This window comes from Streptomyces sp. NPDC006925, assembly GCF_042869575.1.
GTDB lineage: Bacteria > Actinomycetota > Actinomycetes > Streptomycetales > Streptomycetaceae > Streptomyces.
On the sequence record NZ_JBIAGB010000003.1, the window covers coordinates 23,406 to 42,763 of the forward strand.

General features: G+C 74.6%; 16 protein-coding genes. 11 read left to right on the forward strand and 5 right to left on the reverse strand.

The features are described 5' to 3' along the window. Positions 1-62 precede the first annotated feature (62 nt). Genes lanKC through ACFYNS_RS05265 form a run of 4 tightly spaced genes read left to right on the forward strand, consistent with a single transcriptional unit; the run spans position 63 to position 6,748 of the window. On the forward strand, positions 63-2,822 hold the full coding sequence (gene lanKC / locus ACFYNS_RS05250) for a class III lanthionine synthetase LanKC (RefSeq protein ID WP_388600920.1): 2,760 nt from the start codon (positions 63-65) through the stop codon (positions 2,820-2,822). A 36-nt stretch (positions 2,823-2,858) separates the two neighbouring features. Continuing rightward, the gene (locus ACFYNS_RS05255; RefSeq protein WP_360297309.1) at positions 2,859-2,981 is read left to right on the forward strand and encodes a SapB/AmfS family lanthipeptide; all 123 of its coding nucleotides are present in this window, start codon (positions 2,859-2,861) and stop codon (positions 2,979-2,981) included. A gap of 4 nt (positions 2,982-2,985) precedes the next feature. Beyond that, complete coding sequence (locus ACFYNS_RS05260) at positions 2,986-4,815, forward strand: ABC transporter ATP-binding protein (protein WP_388600922.1); 1,830 nt, start codon at positions 2,986-2,988, stop codon at positions 4,813-4,815. Continuing rightward, positions 4,808-6,748 carry an ATP-binding cassette domain-containing protein gene (locus ACFYNS_RS05265; RefSeq protein WP_388600925.1) on the forward strand — a complete coding sequence of 647 codons (1,941 nt, stop codon included), beginning with the start codon at positions 4,808-4,810 and terminating at the stop codon, positions 6,746-6,748. The genes ACFYNS_RS05260 and ACFYNS_RS05265 overlap by 8 nt, the downstream gene beginning before the upstream one ends. 76 nt (positions 6,749-6,824) lie before the next feature. On the opposite strand, the gene ACFYNS_RS05270 is transcribed toward ACFYNS_RS05265, so the two are convergent. The 5 genes from ACFYNS_RS05270 to ACFYNS_RS05290 form a co-directional block, all read right to left on the reverse strand. Further along, complete coding sequence (locus ACFYNS_RS05270) at positions 6,825-7,442, reverse strand: LuxR C-terminal-related transcriptional regulator (RefSeq protein WP_388600926.1); 618 nt, start codon at positions 7,440-7,442, stop codon at positions 6,825-6,827. A gap of 273 nt (positions 7,443-7,715) precedes the next feature. Next, positions 7,716-8,330: a DUF5709 domain-containing protein gene (locus ACFYNS_RS05275; protein WP_360303368.1), complete on the reverse strand. Its 615-nt coding sequence runs from the start codon at positions 8,328-8,330 to the stop codon at positions 7,716-7,718. 94 nt (positions 8,331-8,424) lie between these two features. Then, complete coding sequence (gene ligD / locus ACFYNS_RS05280; protein ID WP_360303370.1) at positions 8,425-9,438, reverse strand: non-homologous end-joining DNA ligase; 1,014 nt, start codon at positions 9,436-9,438, stop codon at positions 8,425-8,427. Beyond that, on the reverse strand, positions 9,435-10,052 hold the full coding sequence (locus ACFYNS_RS05285) for a DNA polymerase ligase N-terminal domain-containing protein (RefSeq protein ID WP_360303372.1): 618 nt from the start codon (positions 10,050-10,052) through the stop codon (positions 9,435-9,437). The genes ligD and ACFYNS_RS05285 overlap by 4 nt, the downstream gene beginning before the upstream one ends. Before the next feature lie 115 nt (positions 10,053-10,167). Then, positions 10,168-10,698 carry a hypothetical protein gene (locus tag ACFYNS_RS05290; RefSeq protein WP_360303374.1) on the reverse strand — a complete coding sequence of 177 codons (531 nt, stop codon included), beginning with the start codon at positions 10,696-10,698 and terminating at the stop codon, positions 10,168-10,170. A 243-nt stretch (positions 10,699-10,941) separates the two neighbouring features. Between ACFYNS_RS05290 and ACFYNS_RS05295 the strand changes: the two genes are divergently transcribed. The 7 genes from ACFYNS_RS05295 to ACFYNS_RS05325 all read left to right on the forward strand — a co-directional run bounded on the left by ACFYNS_RS05295 (position 10,942) and on the right by ACFYNS_RS05325 (position 19,304). Then, positions 10,942-11,982: an NUDIX domain-containing protein gene (locus ACFYNS_RS05295; RefSeq protein WP_388600929.1), complete on the forward strand. Its 1,041-nt coding sequence runs from the start codon at positions 10,942-10,944 to the stop codon at positions 11,980-11,982. A gap of 198 nt (positions 11,983-12,180) precedes the next feature. Further along, a complete protein-coding gene (locus tag ACFYNS_RS05300) occupies positions 12,181-12,942 on the forward strand; it encodes a class I SAM-dependent methyltransferase (protein ID WP_360297906.1) in 762 nt (253 codons plus the stop codon). Positions 12,943-13,222: 280 nt separating this feature from the next. After that, the gene (locus tag ACFYNS_RS05305; protein ID WP_075000692.1) at positions 13,223-13,972 is read left to right on the forward strand and encodes an MIP/aquaporin family protein; all 750 of its coding nucleotides are present in this window, start codon (positions 13,223-13,225) and stop codon (positions 13,970-13,972) included. Positions 13,973-14,195: 223 nt separating this feature from the next. Beyond that, on the forward strand, positions 14,196-16,031 hold the full coding sequence (locus tag ACFYNS_RS05310) for a bifunctional metallophosphatase/5'-nucleotidase (RefSeq protein WP_388600933.1): 1,836 nt from the start codon (positions 14,196-14,198) through the stop codon (positions 16,029-16,031). 180 nt (positions 16,032-16,211) lie between these two features. Further along, a complete protein-coding gene (locus tag ACFYNS_RS05315) occupies positions 16,212-17,108 on the forward strand; it encodes a 4Fe-4S domain-containing protein (RefSeq protein ID WP_360297899.1) in 897 nt (298 codons plus the stop codon). 87 nt (positions 17,109-17,195) lie between these two features. Continuing rightward, positions 17,196-17,756: a hypothetical protein gene (locus ACFYNS_RS05320; RefSeq protein WP_360297897.1), complete on the forward strand. Its 561-nt coding sequence runs from the start codon at positions 17,196-17,198 to the stop codon at positions 17,754-17,756. 165 nt (positions 17,757-17,921) lie between these two features. Continuing rightward, complete coding sequence (locus ACFYNS_RS05325) at positions 17,922-19,304, forward strand: glutamate-cysteine ligase family protein (RefSeq protein WP_388600935.1); 1,383 nt, start codon at positions 17,922-17,924, stop codon at positions 19,302-19,304. Positions 19,305-19,358: the final 54 nt, after the last annotated feature.

Sequence of the window (19,358 nt, forward strand, 5' to 3'; positions counted from 1 at the left end):
GACTACACATTCCCCTCACACATGCTGCACGCTTGATCCGTGCTTCCGAGGGGAGGGGAACGATGGACAAGCGGTACGAGATCTTCTGTCTCGCGGACCCGTATTTCTACGAAACACCCGACCGCTTGTCGGACTCCGCTTCAGGCGCCGCAACGGACGACGCAGGAAGGCGGTCCGACGAGTCGGCCGCCGACCGTTCCGCTGATCCGGGCGCATTTCCGGTAGCATGCCGGCCCGTCCCCGCCGACTGGCGTCAGACCCGGTCCGGCGACTGGCAGGAGCTGCGCCCGGTGGCGGGAGAATTCCCGCTGCAGGGCTGGAAGATTCACGCCTCGGCGACTCTCGACAACGCGGACGAGATCGGCACCGCGATCTGGGACTACTGCATACCTCGCGGAATCCCTTTCAAATTCGTACCGCACCGCACCCTTCTGTACCTGCGCAACGCCAAATACGCCGGACGCGGCACGAGCGGTAAATTCGCCACGATATACCCGGCCGACGAGACGCAGCTCGAGAGCATTCTGCGCGAGCTGGGCGAGAGCCTGGAGGGCCGGCCGGGGCCGTACATCCTGACGGATCTGCGCTGGCGCACCGGACCGCTGTACGTGCGGTACGGCGGCTTCGCCCCGCGCTTCTGCGTCGACGGCCAGGGCAGGCTCGTACCGGCGGTGGAGGACGCGCAGGGCCGGCTCGTCCCGGACCGCAAGGACCCCGCGTTCCGGGTGCCCGACGGGGTGACGCTGCCCGACTTCCTCCGGCCGGAGCTGGCGGCGCGCGACGCGGCCACCTTCCGGGACCTGCCCTACCGGATCGAGCGGGCGCTGCACTTCTCCAACGGCGGTGGCGTGTACGGCGGCGTCGATGCCCGGGACGGGAGCCGGGTCGTGCTCAAGGAGGCCCGGCCGCACGCCGGACTCGCCGCCGACGGCGCCGACGCGGTGGCGCGGCTGGAGCGCGAGAAGGCGGCACTCGACCGGCTCGCCGGGCTGCCGGTGGTCCCGGCCGTCCGGGACTGGTTCGAGCTGGACGGGCACCGGTTCCTGGTGATGGAGGAGCTCGCGGGGCAGACCCTCAACTCCTTCTTCGCCAGACGCCATCCGCTGCTGAGCTCCGACCCCGACCCGGAAGCGCTCACCCGGCACACCGAGTGGGCGCTGCGCATGCACCGGCTGGTGGAGGACGCCGTCGCGGCGGTGCACGAGCGGGGGATCGTCTTCAACGACCTGCACATGTTCAACATCATGGTGGCGCCCGACGAGCAGTCCGTCGCGCTGCTGGACTTCGAGGCGGCAGCACCCGCCGAGGACGACCCGCGCCAGATCGTGGCCCACCCCGGATTCATCGCCCCGGCAGACCGCACCCGCTACGAGATCGACCGCTACGCACTGGCGTGTCTGCGGCTCGCGCTGTTCGTCCCGATGACGACACTGCTGGCGGTCGACCGCGGCAAGGCGGCGCACCTGGCCGAGATCGCCGCCGAGCAGTTCCCCGGCATCCCGCGGGAGTTCCTGGCCGAGGCCGTCGCCACCATCGAAGGCGAGGCCGCCGGCACCACCGCCCCCGCGCCCCTCAGCACCCGGGTCCCCGCGGCTCCCGCACCCGACGACTGGCCGGCGGCCCGCGACGCGATGGTGCGGGCGATCCTCGCCTCGGCAACTCCCGAGCGCGACGACCGGCTCTTCCCCGGCGACGTGGCGCAGTTCAACGACGGCGGAGGGCTCGGTCTGGCGCACGGCGCCGCCGGAGTGCTGCACGCGCTCGCGGAGACGGGAGCGGCCCGCTTCCCGGAGGGCGAGGAGTGGCTGCTGCGGCACACCGACCCCCCGCCGCGCGGCACCCCACTGGGGCTCTACGACGGGCTGCCCGGAGTCGCGTGCGTACTGGCCCGCTTCGGCCACACCAAGCGGGCGCTGGAGCTGACCGAGCGGGTGCTGGACGAGAAGTGGCAGCGGCTGGGCAGCTCACTGCACGGCGGCCTCGCCGGTCTCGGTCTCGCGCTGGAGCAGCTCGCGGACGACACCGGTGAGCGGCGGCTGCACTCGGCCGCCGTCGAAGCCGCCCACCTGCTGGCCCGGCGGCTGGACGAACCCGACGACGGCACCCGTGGAGTCAACCGGGCCGGGCTGCTGCACGGTGCCACCGGATCCGCGCTGCTGTTCCTGCGGCTGTACGAGAGGCACGGCGACCCCGCGCTGCTCGACCTGGCGGACCGCGCGCTCGCACGCGACCTGGCGCACTGCGTCCGGGACAGCGCGGGAACCTGGCAGGTCGACGAGGGCAGCCGGGTGATGCCGTACCTGGGTGCGGGCAGCGTGGGCATCGGCATGGTGCTCGACGACTTCCTGGGCCACCGGCCGGACCACGAGGGCTTCGCGACCGCGCGGGAGGGCATCCTGCCCGCGGCACGGATGCGCTACTACGCGCAGCCCGGGCTCTTCCAGGGCCGCGCCGGGATGCTGCTGCACCTCAGCCGGAGCACCGCGCCCGGTGTCACCGAAGCCGACCGGATGGCACAGCTCACCGGGCTCGGCTGGTACGGGATGACGTACCAGGGGGGCCTCGCCTTCCCCGGCGACCAGATGATGCGGCTGTCGATGGACCTGGCGACCGGCACCGCGGGCTGCCTGCTCGCCACTGGTGCCGCCGTCGGCACCGAGGCCGGCGGGACCCCGCCGAGCCTGCCGTTCCTGGCACCACCGGCGCACCGCAGCGCCACACCGCCGCCCGGGCCGGCCGCGCGCGACAGCGCGCCGGCGCCCGGCGGCCCACAGACCGGCCTCCGGGGCGGGGGCCGTACCGAAGCACAACCGTCCCTGTAACACACAACCCAACACCCCGATAGGGAAGGAAACATCATGGCCCTTCTGGACCTGCAGACCATGGAGCCCGAGGAGCACACCGGCGGCGGCGACGACAGCAGCGCCAGCCTCCTCCTGTGCGACAAGCTCAGCTCCCACAGCGCGCTCCTGTGCCTGTGACCGGGTGACTCACGCACCCAGTGCTCCCGGGCGGGGTTCTGCCCCCGCCCGGGGGCACTCCCCTGTCTCCGGGCCGGCGGCCGGACCGGCCCGCCGCGCTCCCGCCGACCGGTTGCTGCTCGCCGCGGGACGGCCGCACCTGTGGCGCACCCTCGCGCTGTTCGCCACGGCGACCGGGGCTGCGCTCGCCGCGCTGGCACTGCCCGCGGCCCTCGGCCGCACCCTCGATCTGCTGCTGGCCGGCGAGGGGGCCGACGGCGCCGCAGCAAGCCGCTGGCTGGCCTGCTGCGCGGCGCTGACAGCCGTCTCGGTGGCGTTGGACGCGGCCGACACCGTGCTGACCGGAACGTTGAACTCCCGCACCACGGCCCGGCTGCGCACGCGGCTGACCGGCCATCTGCTGGCAGTGGGACCGCACCGTGCGGGCCGCTTCAGCCACGGGGACCTGGTCACCCGCTGCACCGGAAACGCCGCGCACGCGGGCACGGCACCCGGCAGCGTCGCCTCAGCGCTGGCCGCGCTGGTCACCCCGGTGGGCGCGCTCGTGGCACTCGCGGTGCTCGACCTGCGGCTCGCCGCGGTCTTCCTCGCCGGTACCCCGCTGCTGGTGCTGCTGCTGCGCGCGTTCTCCCGTACTTCGACCGACTGCGTGACCCGCTACCAGGAGACCCAGGCACGGCTCGCCGGGCGGCTCGTGGAGGCACTGACCGGAGCCCGCACCATCGCGGCCGGCGGCCTGCGCGAACGTGAACAGGCCCGGGTACTGGAACCGCTGGCCCAACTGTCCGCGCACGGCCACCGGATGTGGCACGTCCAGGGTCGGGCGACCGCACAGGCCGCCGTGCTGGTGCCACTGCTCCAGGTGGCGGTGGTCGCGGTCGGCGGACTGCTGCTGGGCCGGGGGGAGCTGAGCGTGGGCGGTCTGGTGGCCGCCGCACGGTACGCGGTGCTGGCGGCAGGCGTCGGCACCCTCGTCGGGCAGCTCAACGCGCTGGTGCGCGGCCGTACCGCGGCACGGCGGCTGGCGGAGGTTCTGGAGGTGCCCACCATGGCGGCAGGGAACCGGGCGGCCCCGGAGCACACCGCGGGCGGCGGACCGGGGCGACTGGAACTGCGCGGTGTGCGCGCCTCCTACGCGGGTGAACCGGTGCTGGACGGCGTCGACCTGGTGGTGCCCGGCGGCGCCACGGTCGCCGTGGTCGGCCGGTCGGGAGCGGGCAAGTCGCTGCTGGCAGCGGTGGCCGGACGGCTCGCCGAACCGGAGGCCGGGCAGGTGCTGCTGGACGGTACCGACCTGGCCGAACTTGATCGGGCGGCCCTGCGGCGGGCCGTCGGCTTCGCCTTCGAGCGCCCGGTGCTCTTCGGCTCCACGGTCGGCGACGCGCTCGGAGCCGGGATCCCCGCCGGACACGAGGGGCGCGAGGCCCGGGTCCGCGCGGCGGCCCGCGGGGCCTGCGCCGACGGTTTCGTGCGGACCCTGCCGCACGGCTATGCCACGCCCTGCGCGCAGGCCCCGCTCTCCGGCGGCGAGATCCAGCGGCTGGGCCTGGCCCGTGCACTCGCCCAGGACGGCCGGGTGCTCGTGCTGGACGACGCCACCTCCAGTCTGGACACGGTGACCGAGTGGAAGGTCACCCAGGCGCTGGCGGACGCGGGCGGCCCTGGCGGGGCACGCACCCGGCTGGTCGTCGCGCACCGCGCCTCGACCGCCGCCCGCGCGGACCTGACCGCCTGGCTGGACGGTGGCCGGATCCGTGCGCTGGCTCCGCACCGGCAGCTGTGGGAACAGCCCGGCTACCGGTCCCTCTTCGGCAGTGGGAGCGGCGATGACTGACCCCGCGGCGGCACGCCCCGGGGCCTCGGCGGAGGCGGTCGGCACCGGAGTGGCGGACCGGCAGGCGCCGCACCGGCGGGCGGGCGGCCGACACCGGGCGCCGCGCGGGCTCGGGCGGGCCGGGGCGCGCTTCCTGCTGCGGCGGCCACGAGTACTGCTGGGGCTGGCGGGCTGGTCGGTGCTGGAGGCGGCACACACCTTCGCGCTGGGATTCGCCCTCGCACGGGCCCTGGACGACGGCTTCCTGGCGGACCGCCCGGCCGTGGGCCTGGGCTGGCTGGGCGTCGCCGCCGCCGGGCTGCTCGCGGGGGCCTGGGGCACGGCACGGGTCTACCGGCAGGTCGCGGCGCTCGCCGAACCGCTGCGGGACGAACTGGTGCGCCGCGTGGTGGGCCGCGGACTGTACGAGGCCGTGGCCGCCACCGGGACCCCTGGGCGGGCCGCGGACGACGCCGCGGGCACCGGTGTCGTCTCCCGGCTGACACATCAGGTGGAGATCGCCCGGGACAGCTTCGCGGGGCTGGTGATGGTCTCGCGCTCGTTCCTGTTCACCTTGATCGGCGCGGTCTCCGGGCTCCTGGCGCTGGCGCCGGTGCTGCTGCTGATCGTCGTACCGCCGCTGGTGGCCGGGCTCGCGGTGTTCGCCGGGACGCTGCGGCCGCTGGCCCGCCGGCAGCGGGACTTCCTGGTGGCGGACGAGGAGCTGGCGCGGGAGACGGGCACGACGGTGCGCGCGCTGCGGGACGTGACCGCGTGCGGGGCCCAGGAGCGGATGCGGCAGTCCGCGGTGGAGAAGGTGACGGTGGAGCGGCGGGCTGCCGACGCGCTCGCGTACTGGGGGATGGCCCGGGCGCTGGCGCTGGGGCTGGGCGGACGGCTGCCCGTGGTGCTGCTGCTGGTTCTCACCCCGTGGCTGCTGCGGCAGGGCGTGAGCGCCGGGGCGCTGGCCGGGGCGCTCACCTACCTCACCCAGGCGCTGCTGCCCGCGCTGCAGAGCCTGGTGCACGGCCTGGGCGGCGCCGGTGCCCGCTTCGCGGTGGTGATCGGCCGCCTGCGCGAGGGAGCCCCGGAGGTGGACTCCGACGCGCCGCGCACCCCGGTCCCCGGCACGCCGGCGCCGGGCGTGCCCGGGGCCCGTGCGGCGGCTGCGCCCGGCGGCGCGGACGGCGTGGCTCCCGCGCTGGAGCTGCGGGGGGTCACCTTTGCCTACGGCCCGGCGGCCGAGCCGGTGCTCGCGGGGCTCGATCTGACGGTCCCCGCGGGCGGGCGGCTGGCGGTGGTCGGCCCCAGCGGGGCGGGCAAGTCCACACTGGCCCTGCTGGTGGCCGGACTGCTGCGCCCGTCGAGCGGCGAGATCAGGCTGCACGGCAGCCCGGTCCTGCCACCGCTGCCGGAGGGGGCTGCACGACCGGCCCGCCGACCGCCTCCTGCGGTGGAGCAGCGGGTGCTCATCCCGCAGGAGTCGTACGTCTTCACCGGCAGCGTGCGGGAGAACCTGTGCTGCCTGTTGCCGGACGGCGCTGCCGTGCCGGGACCGGCGCTGCTCGGCGCCGCCGAGGCGGTGGGGGCGGACGCGCTCGTGCGGCGGTTGGGCGGGATCGACGGTCCGGTGGATCCGGCGGCGCTCTCGTCGGGCGAGCGGCAGCAGATCGCACTGGCCCGCTCCTATCTGTCGCCGGCCCCGCTGGTCGTCCTGGACGAAGCGGGCAGCCATCTGGACCCCGCCGCCGAGGAGGTGGCCGAGCGCGCCTTCATCCGGCGCGGCGGGGCGCTGGTGGTGATCGCGCACCGGATCAGCTCGGCCCTCCGCGCCGACCGGGTGCTGGTGCTGGACGGCGCACGTACCTGCTGCGGGACCCATACCGAGCTGCTGGAGCGCTCCGGGCTCTACCGCGACCTGGCAGCGGGCTGGGCTCCGCCCTCGCGGGTGTGACGGCCCGGTCCCTCGGGTGCGGCGGCACCGGCGTGCCGCCGCGGGGAGCGGGCTGCGCTGCGGCGCCGATGCCCGCTCAGAGCCAGCCGGCTCCCTGGGAGATGCGGATGGCGTCCACCCGGTTGCGTGCGCCCGTCTTCCGCGTGATGGCGGACATGTAGTTGCGTACGGTGCCGGTGGAGAGCCCCAGGTGCCGCGCGATCTCGCCGACGGACGCGCCTTCGGCCGCCGCCGAGAGCACGGTCAGCTCCCGTTCGCTCAGCGGGGCTTCCGAGGCGTGTAAGAAGGTGCCGGCGAGCGCGTTGTCGACGAAGCGCTCGCCGGCGGCGACTCTTCGTATGCCGGTCACCAGTTGCTCGGGGAGCGCGTCCTTGCACACGAATCCGCGGGCTCCCACGTCCAGCGCGCGGCGCAGGGCCCCCGGGCAGTGCTGGCTCACCAGTACCAGCAGCCGCTGGGCCGCTTCGGCGGTCCGTGCGGCTCCGGTCCGGGAGAACCCCGCCAGCTCGTCCAGCGGCGAACGCTGGGTCACATCGGCGTCCACGACGCAGACGTCGGCGGTCAGCGTCCGTGCCAGCCGCATCGCGTCCTTGGCGGGTGCGGCCTCGATGGCCATGTCGGGCTCCCGGCCGACCAGAGCGGCCAACGCGCAGCGGAGTATGCGGACATCGTGCACCAGCAGTACCCGGATCACTCTTGGTCCCCCCTAGATGCCTGATCGCCTCACGGATGACAGGCGCAACTCCATACATACAAGCTCATAGGAGCGAAGAGGCGCACAGTTTTGGCCACACATTGAGACCAAACGTGTGCGATGTGTTATTGGGGGGCGCGTTAGGGGGCGCATTCAGCGTGCGGACGCAGCCGTATGCCTCCTCCCCCGTACCGTCTCCTGCCGCGTGCCCGCCCCGGGCGCCGTCTCCCCGCCCTGCGCCGGATCCCGGCGCGGGATCTCCGCTCCCCCGGTTCACATCTCGTCCTCGTCCACCGTCCGCAGCGCGCGCTCCTCGGGGGACAGCCCCTCGCTCTCCCCCGCCTCCCGGCCGTAGACGTCCTGCCGGCGAGGCGGCGCCGCCTCCAGGTCGGCGCGGAGCGCCCCCGCGAGAGCGTCGGGCAGCCCGGAGACCACCTTCCGCTCGGACTCCTCGGGCTCCTCCTCCGCGAGCCGCTCGTCCAGCGACTCGCCCGCGCGCATCTCCGCCGGGGTCGGAGCGGCGCGCGTGACGGCGGTCGGCGTGTCGCCGGGCACCGCCTCCTGCTGCGGGTCGCTGGACCGCTGCTGCATCGGCGCGCCGTCCTGCAGATCGGGGATGCCCTCGTCCTCGGGTTCGGCGCCCGGGTCGGCGGGTTCCGCGTGCTCCTGCTCGGCCTCGGCCTGCGGGGTCAGAAACGAGGTGTCGAATCCGCCGCTGTCGTCCCCGGCGACGCGCGGCGGCGGGTCGGACTCCACGGGCGGTTGCCAGTGGCCGCGCTCCAGACGCTCGCCCGGCTCCCGGCCCGCCACGGGCCCGGGCCGCAGCTCGGCGGCGTCCTCGAGGGTGACGCCCTCCTCCGCGGGGATGTCCCTGCCGTCTCCCGTCATGGCGGCCTCCTCTCGTGCGGACCCACAGCGGGTACCCCCGGGACACCACGGCTACGCAGCGGCCGCGGCCCCGGACACGCCGGAGTCCGGCCGGTCAGCGGCGGGGCCGCTCCCGGACGACATCCTCGGGCTCCTTGTCGTCGCGCAGCCCCAGGAAGCGGGGATGCCGCAGCATTCCGTCGCGCGTCCACTCGGTGAACCCGATCTGCGCCACCAGGCGCGGCTCCACCCAGTGCACGCCCCGCTCGCGGACCGGGTCGGCGAACGGGGAGCGCTCCGCCGCCAGCCGGTCGAGCGCGCGGCGCAGCGACAGCAGGGTGGCGCGGTCGTAGCCGGTGCCGGCCTTGCCCGCGTAGCGCAGCGCGCCGCTCTCGTAGTGGCCCAGCAGCAGCGCCCCGAAGCCCTCCCGTGTCCCGGCGGGCTCGGTGAAGCCGCCGACGACGAACTCCTGGCCGCCGGTGCACTTGAGCTTGAGCCAGTCGGGTGAGCGGCGCGGCAGGTATCGCCCGTCGGCCCGCTTGGCGATCAGTCCCTCCCAGCCGCGGGTGCACGCCTCCTCCAGCAGCCGTCCGCCGCCCTCGTTGCGGTGGGCGGTGAAGCGCAGCGGGCCGCCGAACTCCAGGGCCCGGCGCAGCAGCGATTTGCGGGTGCGCAGCGGGAGCCGGGTCAGATCCCTGCCGTCGAACCGCAGCAGGTCGAACACGTAGTAGGTGACGGCCACACCGCTGGCCCTGGCCCGCCGGGCGGTGCTCAGCTGCATGCGCTGCTGGAGCCGGGCGAAGTCGGTGCGGCCGTGCACGAGGGCGACGATCTCGCCGTCGACGGTGAAGTCCGGACAGCTCTGGGCGGCGAGCGCGTCGGCGATCTCCGGCCAGGTCTCCGTCACGCGCCGCCCCGTCCGGGAGAGCAGCCGCTCCCGGCCGTGTTCCCGGACCGCCAGCGTCCGCACTCCGTCGAGCTTGCGTTCGAAGATCCAGCGGCCGGCGGGGAAGTCCCGGCGGTCGCTCAGCTCCGCGAGCATGGGCCGCCCGGCCGGCTCCGCGCCCGGGGTCGTCGGGCGCAGCAGCGCGCGCTGCTCCTCGGGGAGCGACTCCAGCAGACCGCTCACGACCGGCCGCCCTCCCGGGTCCACTCCTCGGTCGCCTCCCTGGCGACCTGCTTGAGGGTGCGGTCGCTGCGGGCCGAGCGGACGCGCCACGGATCGGGCGTCCCGCGCGCGGAGGCGTGCCGGTCGTTCTTCTTGACCAGCAGCCACGCCTCGCGCTCGCCGTCCTCCCCGCCGCGGAAGCGGGAGAGGGCCCAGTCGCCGCGCAGCTTGCCGCCGTGTGTGCGGAAGGAGATGTGCCCTTTCTCCAGCGCCCTGCCGAAGTCGCGGGAGAGCGGCTCGTAGGTGCCCTCGTCCCAGACGATGACCGGCCCGGCACCGTATTCTCCCGCCGGGATGACGCCCTCGAAGGTGCGGTACTCCAGCGGATGGTCCTCGGTCGGCATGGCCAGCCGTTTGTCGTGCGGGTCGGTGGAGGGTCCCTTCGGCACCGACCAGGACTTCAGCACACCGTCCCACTCCAGCCGGAAGTCGAAGTGCAGCCGGGTCGCGTCGTGGATCTGCACCACGTAGCGCGGTTCGCCGCCGCCCTCCGGTGACCCTCCCGCGGGCTCCGCCGTCCGCTCGAAGCGCCGCTTGCCGCGGTAGGTCCGCAGCACGTCGTCGTCGCCGCTCATGCCTGGTCCTCGAATCCGTGCCGGTGCCGGCGCTGCTCCGCTTCCGCCGCGGAGCCCGCTGCGCGCCCTGGGTTCCACTGTGGCGCCGGGGGTACGGGGCCGCAGCCGGAACCGGTCAGCGCGGTGCAGGACCGAGCTGGGTCGCCCACGGGATGAGGGGCAGGGTGAGGGGCGGCGGGTGGACGCCGCCCGGGCCGATGACGTGGTTGCCCACCCGGCCGCCGAGGTGGACGAGGCGCCCGTCGTCCTCCCGGAAGTGCACGGCACCGTCCCCGCGCTGCACGGCCGCCACGGCCTCGGCCAGGAAGCCCAACTCGCCCATGTCCAGGTCGGACCACTCGTACTCGCTCCACATGTACTGGTCCACCCAGAGCGTGGCCACGTCGTCGAAGTAGACGGCGATCATGGTGGAGGCGTTGCCCGGGCCGATCAGTACGCAGAACTCGTCGGTCACCAGGGGGGCGAGCGGATAGCCGGACACGGCCCGCGCGGCGTCCTCGAAGATCCGCACGACGGGGTGCGCGGAGCGCGGCGCGGCCTCGCGCACGCTGCCGGGGCCCTGTCGTACCCGGACGTGCGGGCGGGTGGCCGTGCCGGGGGCCGCGGCCCCGCTCCCGCCCAGCTCGCCGCTCAGTTGTTCGCTCACCGTCGCGCTTCCCCTCGTCGTCCGGTACCGGTGCGGTGCGGCTCGGGACGCCTCGTCGACCGCCTCCGCCGAATGGCCACCATATGCACCTTTTATCCGCTGAGCAGCCCGGAGACCCGATTGGCGGCGCCACGGCTGAGCCGAACGAGCGGCGTACCCAATTCCGCGGCGGGTCAGTTGACTTCACAGGAGGCTCGGGCACCGTTCCGGCCCGCCTCCGCCACCGGACACGAGGAGGGCCGCATGACGTCGACACCCCGTACGCCTGCCACCACCACCGCACCCGCGTCCACCCCGGCCCTCGGGGCACCCCTCACCGCGACAGTGCCGCTCCCCCAGGACGAGCTCGCCGCCTACCTCGCCGCGCACCCGGCCCCGGCCGCCGCCGTGGACGCGGTGATCCGCGACGAACGCGGCGACCTGCTGGTGGTCGACCCGGTCTACAAGGCGGACTGGGATCTGCCCGGCGGCATGGTCGACGACGAGGGTCTGGTCGACGGCCTGGTGCGGGAGCTCCGGGAGGAACTGCAGCCCCCCGCGCTGCGCGTCGGCCGGCTGCTCGCCGTCGACAACGTGCCCGCCGCGGTCTACGGCAGGGCGCTCACCGCCTGTGTGTACGCCGTCCACCTCCCGCACCCGGTGAGCGCACACGACCTGCGGCTGCAGCGGGACGAGTTGCGGGCGGCCGCGTTCCTTCCCCCGAACGAGGCGCTGGCGAGGCTGCCCGAGCGGTTGCGGCGCCGCACGGCCGCCGCCCTCGCCGCCGAGCGCGGCGCCCACACGGCGCACCTGCTGGACGGTCACCCGGCGCCCCTCGACGAAGGGGACCGCCGCGCCCTGCTGCCCGGCCCGGCAGTGGCCGCCGCTGCCCTGGTCACGGATGCGGCGGGCCGGATCCTCGTGCTCGACGCCGAGGAATCCGGGGACGCCTGGGGCGGGGGTGCACCCTGCCGACTGCCCGGAGCCCTGGTGACGGCGACGGAGACCCCCGCGGCAAGCGCGGCGCGAGCCCTGAACACCCATCTGGGCGATGCGGCGGGACTCACGGTGGGGCGGCTGCTGGCCGTCGACAGCACGCTGTGCCCCTCGGGAGGCCGCACCCTGCTGGCCCACCTGTTCGAAGCCCATACGCTCGTCCCGCTGCACCGCACCGTCGGCCACTGGCTCACCCCCGACGACGCCGCCCGATTCCTCCCCCTGCACGAGACCCGCCTACTGAGCAGCGCACCCGGCCGGAACCGCGGAGCGCCGGACCGCACACAGGGGCTGCCGCCGCAGCGGTGAGCACGGCGGGGGCCCGCCGCGCACGCCGCCGGGCCGCCCGGCTCGCGACCGGCGCGCGGGCAACGGGCCCGCCGAACCGGGTCGGGCCCGGCCCCCTGCGGAACTCCTCCGTGCCGGGACCGCACACGGCGGTGCGCTCCCGGCACGGCCGGCTCGGAACCGGGTAATAGGCGGAGCAGGGGCGGGCAGGATGGGTCGGTGACCCCTTTGACCCGAGCGATGTCGTTCAACACGGCGCCCGACCGGTACGCCGCTTTCCGGCCGTTCTACCCACCCACGCTGTTCGAACTGGTCGAGGAGCTCTCGGAGATACCCCTGGCGGGAGCCCGGATCGCCGATGTGGGGGCGGGCACCGGCATCTCCACCACGCAGCTCGTGCAACGCGGCGCCGACGTCGTCGCGGTGGAGCCCGGCGAGGGCATGGCCGCATGGTTCCGCAAGAGCCTGCCGGACGTGCCGCTGGTGCGCGGGGACGCCAACGCGCTGCCCCTCGCGGACGGGTCCCGCGACCTGGTCACCTACGCGCAGGCGTGGCACTGGGCGGAGCCGTACCGGGCGGTCCCCGAGGCGCTGCGCGTGCTGCGTCCGGGCGGATCGCTCGTCGTCTGGTGGAACCTCACCGCCCACGACGTGCCCTGGATCGGCGCGCAGGCGGAGCGCATCACGCGCCATACGGGCGTCTCCTCCCCGCCCCTGAACCAGGTCGGTGACCACGGCGCGCTCCGCAGGGCCGGCCTCGACGGGCTCCGGCTGTCCCACCGCCACACCCGGTGGAGCCGCACCGTCCCGCTCGATGTCCATCTGGGCAACCTGGCCAGCCACTCGGGGTTCCTGGTCATGCCCGAGCAGGCGACCCGGGACTTCCTGGACGCCGAGCGGACCCGGCTGCGCGCGCTCTTTCCGCACGAGCGGGTGGAGGAAGAGTACGTGGTGGACCTGCTGGTGGCGCGCCGCGACTGACCCGGCCGGCACGGCGCCCCGGTCCACGGCGCCCCGGTCCGCGGTGCGCCGTCCGGACACCCGGCCTCCCGGAGCGAAGCCCAGCCCCCCGGCGGACGCGCCCGGCACCGGGCGCGGTATGTCCGAGGACCTCCGCCCGCCCCCCGGCGCGGGAAAACCGCTTCTCCGCAGGGAATTCTCCGTCGCCTCCCTGGAGCGGCGCACTGTTGTGCCAGTAAGGTGCGCGCCCATCGCCGCCGAGAGCGCGGCGTGTTGAGCCGCGACGTTGTGGAGGTAGCGGATGAGCGCGGGCTCGATCTTCTTGTGGGAGCTGCTGGGGACCGCAGTACTGGTCATGCTGGGCACCGGGGTTGTCGCCAACCACGCGCTGCGGAGAACGAACGGGAACGGCGGGGGCATCCTGTTCATCAACATAGGCTGGGGGTTCGCGGTCTTCACCGGCGCCAGCATCGCGGCGCCCAGTGGGGCGCATCTCAACCCCGCCGTCACACTCGCCCTCGCCGTCGCCGACAAGACCGACTGGTCGGACGTCCCCGTGTACATGCTGGCGCAGCTGCTCGGCGGTGTCATCGGCGCGGTGCTGTGCTGGGCCACCTACAAGCTGCAGTTCGACCACCACGATGATCCGGCGGGCACACTCGGCGTGTTCTCCACGGCGCCGACCATCCGCAACAGCTTCTGGAACGTCGTCACCGAGGTACTGGGCACCTTCGTCCTGATCGCCTTCATCCTCTTCTCCCCGACCTTCAAGCCCGGTCCCGGTGAGGGCGGCATACCCGACTTCGGCAACTCCGCCCTGGGATACGCCGGCGTCGCCTTCGTCGTGCTGGTGATCGGCACCTCGCTCGGCGGGCCGACCGGCTACGCCATCAACCCGGCCCGCGACCTCGGCCCGCGGCTCGCCTACGCGTTCGTGCTGCCCATAAAGGGCAAAGGCAAGGCCGACTGGGCCTACTCCTGGGTCCCCGTCGTCGGCCCGCTGCTCGGTGCCGTCCTGGCAGCGCTTCTCTACCTGGCCTATCCGGCGTAGGACCCGACTCGGCACCGCGGCGGGGGTGTTCCGCGCCGGAACCCCGGCCCGGACCGTACCGGGAGCGGCCCCGCAGATGCGCACACCACACCCGGTGTGCCACTCCTCCGGGTGGCACCCGGGCGACGCGGCCCGGCAGGGCGGGGTGCGAGCGCTTTGATCGGTCCGGGTGGCAGGGCGGAGCCCGCCACCCGGACCTGTCCGCCCGTGTGAAAGGCACCCCGTGCTCGGAGTACCACCGCGCCCCCGCGCCCGCCCGGATGTCCGCGGCGCCCGGCGCCGCCTCGCCCTGGCAGGGACGAGCGCTGCCCTGCTGCTCGTTCCCGGCCTGTCGGCGGCCGCCCCGGCACCCGCGCCCGGTGCCGGCCGGACGACGCCCGTCCAACTCCTCGCCGTCAACGACCTGCACGGCAATCTCGACGCCGTGCCGGGTCCCGCGGGTGCCGTCCGGCGCCGCGGTGCGGATGGCGAACCGGAGCGGGTGCAGGCCGGTGGCGTGCCGCGGCTCGCCACGCTGCTGGACCGGGCGCGTGCCGACGCCGAGGGCGCCGACTCGCTGACCGTGGCCGCCGGGGACATGATCGGCGGAAGTCCGCTGCTCTCGGCGGCCTTCCACGACGAGCCGACCGTCGAGGCCCTGGAGACGCTGGGTCTGGACGTCAGCTCCGTCGGCAACCACGAGTTCGACGAGGGGCCGGAGGAACTGCAGCGGATGGTCGAGGGCGGCTGCCATCCCAAGGACGGCTGCGCCGACCCCGGCCAGCCCTACGACGGCGCCGGATTCCGCTACCTGGCCGCGAACGTACTGCCGCGCACGGCGCCGGTTCGTGCCCGGCCGGCCGCCCGGCCGCGGCCCGTTCTGCCGCCGTACTGGATCAAGCGGCTGCCGAGCGGCGAGCGGATCGGGTTCATCGGGCTGACCAGCAAGGACACTCCGTCGGCTGTGAGCGCCTCGATGACGAAGAACCTCGTCTTCGAGGACGAGGTCGCCACCATCGACCGGTACGCGGACGAACTGGACCGCAAGGGTGTCAAGGCGGTGGTGGCACTCGTGCACGAAGGCGCCCAGCCGCCCGGCGACAAGTACGACGCCACCTGCGGCGAGCACGGGGCGGACGACCGACTGGACGGGCGCATCCAGGGGATCGGTGAGCAGGCGTCGCCGAAGGTGGATCTGTTCGTCACCGGTCACTCGCACGAGCCCTACGTGTGCTCCGTGCAGGATCCGGCGGGGCAGCCGCGCCTGGTCACGCAATCGGCCTCGTTCGGCCGGACCTTCACCGACCTGCGCTTCGACATCGACCGCAGGACCGGGGACATGGTGCGCTCCTCGGCCCGGGCCACGAGCCACATCGTCACCACCGGCACCCCGGGGCAGCCGGCGATGGAACGCGTCGTGGAGAAGTGGCGGTCCCGCTCGGCCGAGCTGGCGAACGAGCCGGTCGGCTACATCTCCGACGACATCCCCGGCCGGGGCTCCCCCGACCCGGAGACCCCGCTCGGGGACCTGATCACCGACGCGCAGGTGGCGGCCACCCGGGAGGCGGGCGCCGAACTGGCCCTGCTGAACTGGGGAGGGGTGCGCTCCGACCTCGTCCACCGCGCTTCGGGCCAGGAGGGCGACGGGGTGGTGACGTTCGGCGAAGCCTTCCAGGTGCAGCCGTTCGACAATCCACTGGTGACGATGACCCTCTCCGGGCGGCAGCTGCTGGACGTGCTGCGGCAGCAGTTCTCCGGCTCCAACGCGGGCTATCCCCAGGTGCTGCAGATCTCCGACGCGCTGCGGTTCGACGTCGACATGTCCCGCGAGGGCGCGGACCGGCTGCTGGCGGAGAGCGTGCGGGTGAACGGCGAGCCGGTGGACGAGGCGCGTGCCTACCGGGTCTCGGTCAACGACTTCCTCTCACAGGGCGGCAACGGCTTCAGCGTGCTCGAGGACGGCACGGAGCGCACGTCCGTCACCCGTGACCTGGCCGCGTTCACGGACTACCTCAAGAACCACTCCACCCCGGAGGAACCGATCCGGCCGCCCAAGGCGGACCGCATCACCTGGCGCTGACCGCACCGCCCGGCGAAACCCCGGCGCGGAGACCGGCGCGGAGCCACCGCACACGGGCGGGTGGCGGAAGGTGCACCCTTTCGCTCCGGCCCGTGTGCGGGGTGTGCTGGAGACGTGCCGAGCCCGCGGCACGTCCGGGCGCGCCGCACCCCTCGTGCGCGCCTCCAGGAGGGAGTTCCCATGGAGAGCACCGCCGAAGCCGGGCCCGCCGGCTGGTACGTCGACGAGCGCTGCACCGACTGCGACGTGGCCCGTCAGCTCGCCCCCGGGCTCATCCGCGCCGCACAGGGCCGCTCCGAGATCGTCCGGCAGCCGCGGAGCCCGGCCGAGACCGCGCAGCTGCGAGCGGCCGCGCTGGCCTGCCACACCCGGTCGGTGCGCCCGCCGGGTGGCCGGTTCGACCCGGCGGCACCCGACCCGTTCCCGCTGCCGCTCGACGAGAACGTGCTGCTGTGCGGACACAACTCGCCCCGCACCGCGGGCGCCAACTCCTACCTGCTGCGGCGTCCCGCGGGGCACTGGATGATGGTCGACACCCCGCGCTTCAGCGAACCGCTCGCCCGTCGCTGGACGGCGGACCGCCGCATCACCGACGTGCTGCTCACCCATCGGGACCACGCGGCGCACGGCCGGCGCTGGGCCGACCGGCTGGATGCCCGTCTGTGGATCCACGAGGGAGACCTGGACGCGGCCCCGGACGCCGACCGGGTGCTGCGCGGCCGGGCGCCCTCCGAGGTCGGCGAGGGTGTCGTCGCCGTCCCGCTGCCGGGCCACACCCGCGGCAGCGTCCTGTACCTGGCCGACGAGCACTACTGCTTCAGCGGGGACAGCTTCTACTGGGCGCGGACCCTGGAGGACCTGGAGGTCGCGCAGAGCGTCACCTGGTACTCCATCGAGGAACTGGCCGCCTCGCTGGCCTCGGTGGCGGGCGAGCTGCGCTTCGCGTGGCTGCTGCCCGGACACGGCGGGCGCAGGCGGCTGCCCCCGGAGGAGATGGGGCGGCGCCTGCGGCAGTTGGCGGAGCGCGCCGCCACACTGCGGCCGCGGCCCGTCGACTTCACCGCCCTACGGTGGTAGCGCCCGGCCCGCTGTCCGGGCTCCCCGCTACGGTGGGGGCGCCCGCCGCGTCTCCTGCGGCACCCCTGCCCCGCGAGGAGCCGCGCCGTGAGAGCCGCACGCCTGGTCACCGATGTCCTGCAGCCCCGCAACGCGCTGCTGGTGGGACTGACCGGGCTGGGCGTGGCCGCCGCGGGGGACTGGACGGGTGCGCCCTGGGGGCTGTTCGCGGCGCTGTGCGCGGGCCTCGTCCCGGCCTCCTACATCGAGTGGGAGCGCAGGCGGGGCACCTGGGGCGACCGGCACGTGGTGGATCGCACCCAGCGGCTGCCCATCTTCGCGGTGATCCTCGGCTCGGTGGGGGTGGGCGCGCTGGTGATGGTGCTGGGGCGGGCCCCCCGCGACATTCTGGTCGCGATGGTGGCCCTGTGGGCGATGACGGTGTGCCTGCTGGCCGTGAACACCGTCTGGAAGATCAGCGTGGATTCGGCGGTGGCCGCGTCGGTGGTGGCGATGGCGGCCGTGGTGCACTCCCCCTGGTGGCTGCTGGCCTGCCCGCTGGTGGTGGCGGTGTGCTGGTCCCGGATCGCGCTGAAGTACCACACGGTGGCGCAGACGGCCGCGGGCGCCGCGTGCGGCGCGGTCACCGCGGGCGCCTGGCTGATGTGAGGCGTGCGGGGGCCACGGGCGGCACCGGTACCGGCGGACGCGGACGTGGGCCGAAGGGGTCACCTGTTGCGGCCGCACGCCGGGGTACCCGGCGGTCGGGACGACGGGATGGTTCCGTTTCCTGCGTCCCGGACCGATGCTGACCGATCCGCTTCGAGGTGCGTCATGGCTCCCGCCCCCGTCCCGCCGTCCCTCTCCCGAGCGGAGCTGCGGGCGGTCTTCGCGCAGCAGACCGGTGCGGGCACGGCCGGTCGCGGCCTGGTCGGGATCGAGGTGGAGGCCGCGGCGCTGGACCCGGCCACCGGCCACGCGGTGCCGTACGCCGGACCGGGCGGGGTACGTGCCCTGCTGGAGCGGCTCGCTGCCGGACGGCCCGGAGCGGTGCCCCAGTACGACCGCACGGCGCTGGTGGGCGTGCGGCTGCCGGAGGGCGGCTCGGTCTCGCTGGAGCACGGAGGCGCGGTCGAGTACTCGTCACCGCCGTGCTCCTGTGTCGCCGAGCTCGCCGAGGTGACGGACCGGGCGCTGCGCGGACTGGCCGCGGCGGCCGGATGGTTCGGCTTCGCGCTGGTGCCCGGGGCGCAGTACCCGTTCACCGCGCCCGGCGAGGTGGACTGGGTGCCGCACTCGCGGACCCCGGTGATGCGGCGCCACTTCGAGGGGCTGGGCCCGCCCGGTTCCGCCGGGGTGCAGGTGATGTCGCTGGCCCTCTCGACGCAGGTGTCGCTCGACTACGGCGGGCCCGCGGATCTGGCGGAGAAGCTGCGAGTGCTGTCGGCCGCCTCCACACCGGCGGCGGCTCTGTTCGTCAACGCGCCGCTGGAGGGGGGCCGTCCGTGCGGGTGGCTGTCGCGGCGCATGGCCTACCTCAGCCGGACCGATCCGGAGCGCACCGGGGTCGTCCCGACGCTGCTGCGCGAGGATGTGGACGTGGAGGCGTTCATCGACTGGGCGCTGGGCCTTCCGATGATCCACCACGAGTCGCCGGACGGCGGCCGGTGCGCCGCGCCGCCGGAGCCGTTCGGCACGCTGCTGCGGGAGGGCTTCGGGGACGGAAGCCGGCCCGGGCCCGAGGACTGGCGAGCCCATCTGTCGCAGATCTTCTCGGACGTACGGCTGCGCGAGACGCTGGAGCTGCGCGCGGTGGACGGCCCGCCCTACGGGGCGCTCTGCGCTGCGCCCGCGTTCTGGACCGGGCTGTGCTATCACCCGCCGTCCCGCGCTGCGGCCTGGGAACTGCTGCGCGGGATCGGCGCGGCCGAGCACCGCGCGGCGGTCCGCGACATCGCCCGCCGCGGGACGGCCGCCCGGCTGGCGGGCCGTCCGGTGCGGGAGGTGGCGGCCGAGTTGCTGCGGCTGAGCGAGACCGGCCTGCGGGCGCGGATCGCCGAAGGCGCCGAGCGCCCGGAGGCCCTGGAGTTCCTGGCTCCGCTGCGGGAAGTCGCCGCCTCCGGTGTCACCTTCGCGCAGCGCACTCTCGACCGGCTGCGCGCGGATCCGGCCACGTTCCCGGCGCGCCACATCGCGCGGCACCGCATCCCCGGGTGATGCCCGCCCCCACAGGGAGCGGGTGACGTTCCGGAGCACGGAGGCGGCGCGCTC